4 protein-coding genes and 1 pseudogene are annotated in these 4,836 nt (G+C 77.6%); all 5 read right to left on the bottom strand.

Annotation, left to right across the window (positions count from 1 at the left end):
* Window positions 1-493, bottom strand: a pseudogene (locus HN013_RS32085) (D-beta-D-heptose 1-phosphate adenosyltransferase); the annotation flags it as partial.
* Window positions 494-546: 53 nt separating this feature from the next.
* Window positions 547-1,152, bottom strand: coding sequence for an SIS domain-containing protein (locus tag HN013_RS32080; protein WP_171172527.1), 606 nt, complete (start codon window positions 1,150-1,152; stop codon window positions 547-549).
* On the bottom strand, window positions 1,149-2,369 hold the full coding sequence (locus tag HN013_RS32075; protein ID WP_171172525.1) for a glycosyltransferase: 1,221 nt from the start codon (window positions 2,367-2,369) through the stop codon (window positions 1,149-1,151). The genes HN013_RS32080 and HN013_RS32075 overlap by 4 nt, the downstream gene beginning before the upstream one ends.
* Window positions 2,366-3,328, bottom strand: coding sequence for a glycosyltransferase (locus tag HN013_RS32070; protein ID WP_171172523.1), 963 nt, complete (start codon window positions 3,326-3,328; stop codon window positions 2,366-2,368). Before HN013_RS32070 ends, HN013_RS32075 begins: the two co-directional genes overlap by 4 nt.
* Window positions 3,325-4,389 carry a glycosyltransferase family 9 protein gene (locus HN013_RS32065; protein ID WP_171172521.1) on the bottom strand — a complete coding sequence of 355 codons (1,065 nt, stop codon included), beginning with the start codon at window positions 4,387-4,389 and terminating at the stop codon, window positions 3,325-3,327. The genes HN013_RS32070 and HN013_RS32065 overlap by 4 nt, the downstream gene beginning before the upstream one ends.
* Window positions 4,390-4,836 lie beyond the last annotated feature (447 nt).

Genomic DNA, 4,836 nt, shown 5'->3' with positions numbered 1-4,836 from the left:
GGTCCCAGACCAGGGCCGTCGCCGGGGCCCGCGCGGCGAGCGCGTCGCCCAGCACCTCGGCGGTGCCCCGGGCGTAGTCGGCGACCAGGACCGCGGGCGCCTCGGCCAGGGCGCGCAGCGCCCGGTCCGTGGTCCCGGCCGCGCGGCCGGTGCCCCGGTCCAGCCGGACCACGGGCCGCCCGCCCGCCATGACCCGGGTCTTCTCCGCAAGCGGACCGTCCACCGGCAGCGGAACCAGCCGCACCCACGGTTCCAGCAGCGCCCGCACCTGGCGGCTCGCCGGGTCCGTGCCCAGCGGCGTCACCAGTGTGACGGCCCGGCCCGACCGCGCCGCCAGGTACGCGGCCAGCGCCGCGCCGCCCGGCCGCAGCCGCTCCTCGCAGTCGTCCAGCACGGGGACGGGCGCGTCGGGGGCGAGCCGGTACGCGGTGCCGGCCAGGTCGCGGTCGAGCAGGGCGTCGCCGACGACCAGCAGGGGGGTCCGGGGGGTCATGAGGGCTCCCAACTCTCGGATGACATCAGCGGCCAGGACATCGGGGGCCGCCTCTAGGGCCCGCCCGGGACCAGGGCCGCGTCGAAGGCGGCACACATCATGTGCACCGCCACCAGGTGCAGTTCCTGGACGGTCGCGGTCGTCCCGGCCGCCACGCACAGCGTCTCGTCGCCGGCCTCGGCCAGCGGGTTCGGCGCCGGGCCGGTCAGCGACCACACCCGCGCGGCGGACGCGCGGCCCGCCGCCGCGGCGGCCAGCAGATTGGGGCTGGCCCCGCTCGTCGACAGCAGGATCAGTACGTCCCCCGGCCGGGCGTGCGCCCGGACCTGACGGGCGAACAGCTCGTCGGGACCGTAGTCGTTGACGATCGCCGTGCAACTGGACGTGTCGGAGTGCAGGGCGATCGCCGAGAACGGCGCCCGGTCCTCGCGGTAGCGGCCGACGAGTTCGGCGGTCAGGTGCTGCGCCTGGGCGGCGCTGCCGCCGTTGCCCGCGGCCAGCAGCCGGCCGCCCGCGGAGAGCGCGGCCGCCAGCCGCGCCCCCCAGCGCTCGGCGACGGCGGCCTGCTCCGCGCGGAACCGCTCCAGGGCGTCGAGGAGCCGGCCGCAGTGGTCGCCGCCGGCGGTGTCCGGCGGCCGGACGGTACGGGTCACGGTCATCGCACACCTCCGGAGGGGACGGGGGCGGGCTCGGCGACCCGCTCGTACACCTGCTCCACGCCTTCCGCCACCGTTTCCCAGGCGAAGCGGGTCACCACCCGCGACCGCCCGTTCCTGCCGTAGGCCGCCAGCTGCCCGGGGGCGGCGAGCAGACCGTTGACCGCGTCGGCCAGTTCGCCGTGCCCGCCCTCCGGGACCAGCAGCCCGGTCCCGCCGTGCACCACCGTGTCGCGGTGCCCGCCCACGTCCGTCGCCACCACGGGGACACCGCAGGCCATGGCCTCCAACGGCACGATGCCGAACGGCTCGTAGACCGGCGTGCACAGCACCAGGTCGGCGCTGCGGATCAGCGCCGGCATCTCCTCGTGCGGGACGCAGCCGAGCAGGACGGTCCGGTCGGCCACCCGCAGCCGGCGGGCCAGACCGAGCAGCCGCTTAGCCTCCGGGTCCTTGAGGAGCCCGTCGGCGGGCGGCCCGCCCGCCACCACCAACTCGGCGTCCGGGATGCGCTGGAGCGCCTTCAGGGCCAGGTCGACGCCCTTGCGGGGGACGAGCCGGCCGATCACCAGCAGCCGGTGGCGGGCCCGGCGCGCCGGGGTGAGCGCGACCTTGCCGCGCGGGGTGAAGTGCTCGGTGTCCACGCCGCACGGCACCACCGCACAGCGCTCGCGGTCGATGCCCATCAGCGCCAGCTGGTCCACCTCGTCGGAGCAGGTGGCCAGCACCTGGGCGCACGATGTGCCGATCGTCCGCTCCACGTCCAGCCGTTCGGGCGGGCTGGTGTCCGCCGCGCCCTGGTGCCGGCGCTTCACCGCGCCCAGCGCGTGGTACGTCTGGACGACGGGCACCCCCAGCCCGTGCGTGCCCATCAGCGCCACCATGCCGGACATCCAGAAGTGCGCGTGCACCACGTCCGGGCGGTCGTGCCGCCAGGCACGGGCCAGGTGCCCGCCGAAGTGCGGCATGTGGGGGAGGAGCCCGTCCTTGGGGACGGGCCGGTCGGGGCCGGCGCGGACGTGCTCGACCACCGCCCCGGACGGCAGCGGCACCCGGTCGGGCAGCGACGCGTCGTCCCGCCGCGTGTAGACGGTCACGTCGTGCCCGCGCCCGGCGAGCAGGTCCGCCAGCCGTGCCACGTAGACGTTCTGGCCGCCGGCGTCGGGGCCGCCGAGCGCGGCGAGCGGACTCGCGTGCTCGGACACCATGGCGATCCTCATCGCGTCACCTCCTTGATCAACCGGTCCCAGTCGTCCAGGAACCGGGGAAGCCCGTACCGGGCGAGCGCCGCCGTCCGGGCCGCCCGGCCCGTCTCGCGGGCCAGCTCCGGCTCGGCGACGAAGCCGCGGACGGCGTCGTGCAGGACGTCCGGGCGGTTGGAGAGCACCCCCGCGCCGGGCGGCACCGCCTCGCACGCCTCGGTGGTGGCCAGGGCCACCACGGGCATGCCCAGGTGCATGGCCTCCAGCAGCGACAGCCCCAGCGACGTCCAGCGCACCGGGTGCAGGTACACCCGGCGCTCGGCCAGGGCGTGGTGCAGGGCGCTCTGGACCAGCTCCCGCCCCCGGCAGCGCTCCTCCGGCAGGCCGAGACGGGCGGCGATGCCCTCCGTGCCCATGCCGAAGACGTCCAGCGGCGCGGCCTCCGAGAAGTACGGGAGCAGGTCCGTGCCGGTCGTCCGGCCGCGCCGCAGCGGCTCGTTGACGACCACGGCGGCCCGTTCCAGCCGGCCCGTCCACAGCGGGCCCGGGTCGACGATGCCGTGCTCGACGACCGCGGTCGGCGTCGTGCCGCAGTCCCACATCAGCCGGTTGAAGTGGGTGACGTGCACGATCGTCAGCTCCGGGCGGTCCGCGGCCGGGTGCCGGGTGTCCGGTACGGGCCCGCCCGGCGCGTTGTGCTCCAGGTAGACCGCGGGCACGTCGACGCCGGGCCTGCGGCCCAGCCACTCCCGCGCCAGTTCGAGCTCGTGCGGCCGCTGGAGGACCAGCAGGTCCACCTCGGTGTCCCGGAGCCGCTCCGGGGGCACCTCGACGACCGACTCCGGCCAGTCGAAGGTGGCCGCGCGGCCGAGCCCGTCCGGTCCGCGGTCCGGCGTCACCGGCACCAGGTAGGTGTGCGGGCCCCGGACGAACGCCGTCGTCCACGAGCCGTGCACGTGCCACAGCAGGATCCTCATGGCGTTCGCTCCGTCCGCTCGGTCCGTTCCGTCCGTTCCTGGCAGGGGTCCAGGCCGGGCGTGCGCCCGGTCAGCTTCTCGACGGCCGCCAGCACGTCCTCCGGCGACACCCCGTTCAGGCACGGGTGGCCGGGGACCGGGCAGACCCGGGCGCGGCTGCCCGCGCACGCGGCCCGCTCGTCCCCCAGGAGGACGTGCGGCACCCCGTACGGCGCCCAGCGCTCCGCCGGCACCACCGGGGCGAACAGCGACACCACCGGCGTCCCCACGGCGGCGGCCAGGTGCGCGGGCCCGGTGTTGCCGACCACGACGGCGGCCGCCCGCGCCAGCACCCCGGCCAGCTCGGCGGGCCCGGTGCGGCCGCCCAGGTCGAGGGCGGCACCGCCCGCGACCGACGCGGTCAGCTCACGCTCCCCGCCGCCCCCGGTGACCACCACCCGGTACCCGGCCCGCGCCAGTGCCCGCACCGCCGCCGCGCACCGGTCGCCGCCCCACCGCCGGGCGGGCACGGCCGCGCCGGGATGCACCACGACGTACCCCGGCTCCGTCAACTCCGCTACCGGAGGCGGAAGTCCACGGACGGCCAGCCTCCCGTCGTCCCCCTCCGGCAGCCGGAACCCGGCCGCCCCGGCGAGGTCGAGCGCGGCATCCACCTCGTGCCGGCGCGGCCCCCGGCGGTGCCGCACGTCCAGCAGGGCCCCCGGGTAGTCCACGCAGTCCGCCGCGATGCGCCGCACCCCCGCCATCCGCAGCAACAGGGCCAGGGGAAGGGGGCTCTGATGGAACGAGGTGAGCACGAGCGCCACATCCGGAAGGTCCGCGGCGATCCGCCCCACAAACCCCTCGACATCCCCCCGCTCCACCGCCGGCGGCTCGAAACCCACCCACGGCGCGTCCCACACCATCACCTCGTCCACCCCCGGCAGCATCCGCGCCGCGGGCGCGCCGCGCGGACCGCACAGCAGCGTCGTCCGGTCCGCACCGGCGGCTACGGCCCGCACGGCCGGGCCGGCGAGCAGGACGTCACCGAAGCTGTCGAGGCGCGCTACGAGTGCTCTCATGGCCGCCCGCCTCCCTCCGGCCCCGCCGGGGGCAGGCCGCCCCGGGCCGCGGTGGCCGCTCCGGGCGGGACCGACCGGGGCGCGTGAGGCGCGCGGACGTCGGGGAGCGCGGGCTTCCGTGCGGCATCCCCGCCCTCGTCCGGCACGGGCCCGGCCGGGGTGCCGTGGCCGGAGGCTGTCCGCGCGGCCGGCCTGGCCACGTCGTCCGGGCGTTGGGGTGTGCCGGTGGCACTGCCGCCCCGAACTGTGGCTTTGACGCGGTCCGTCGCGGGCGGAACAGCGCCGGGCGAGGCCGACGGGCCGGAGCGGTGTACGCCGGTGTCCGGGGGCCGGGGCGTGCCTGTGCCATCGCCGCGCCGGCCTCGGCCGCCTTCGTCCGGCACGGGCCCGGCCGGGGCGGCGCGGCCGCGGGTGGTCGGTGCCGGCGGGCGGGCCGCGACGTCGGGG

The organism is Streptomyces sp. I05A-00742, assembly GCF_013055795.1.
GTDB lineage: Bacteria > Actinomycetota > Actinomycetes > Streptomycetales > Streptomycetaceae > Streptomyces.
The sequence above is the reverse complement of the archived record's forward strand: the minus strand, read 5'-3'. Positions and strand labels throughout refer to the sequence as shown.

Excerpts from the sequence above, each read along its gene's own strand:
- HN013_RS32080 (WP_171172527.1), bottom strand. The coding sequence starts at position 1,152 with ATGACCGTGACCCGTACCGTCCGGCCGCCGGACACCGCCGGCGGCGAC.
- HN013_RS32075 (WP_171172525.1), bottom strand. The coding sequence starts at position 2,369 with ATGAGGATCGCCATGGTGTCCGAGCACGCGAGTCCGCTCGCCGCGCTC.
- HN013_RS32070 (WP_171172523.1), bottom strand. The coding sequence starts at position 3,328 with ATGAGGATCCTGCTGTGGCACGTGCACGGCTCGTGGACGACGGCGTTC.
- HN013_RS32065 (WP_171172521.1), bottom strand. The coding sequence starts at position 4,389 with ATGAGAGCACTCGTAGCGCGCCTCGACAGCTTCGGTGACGTCCTGCTC.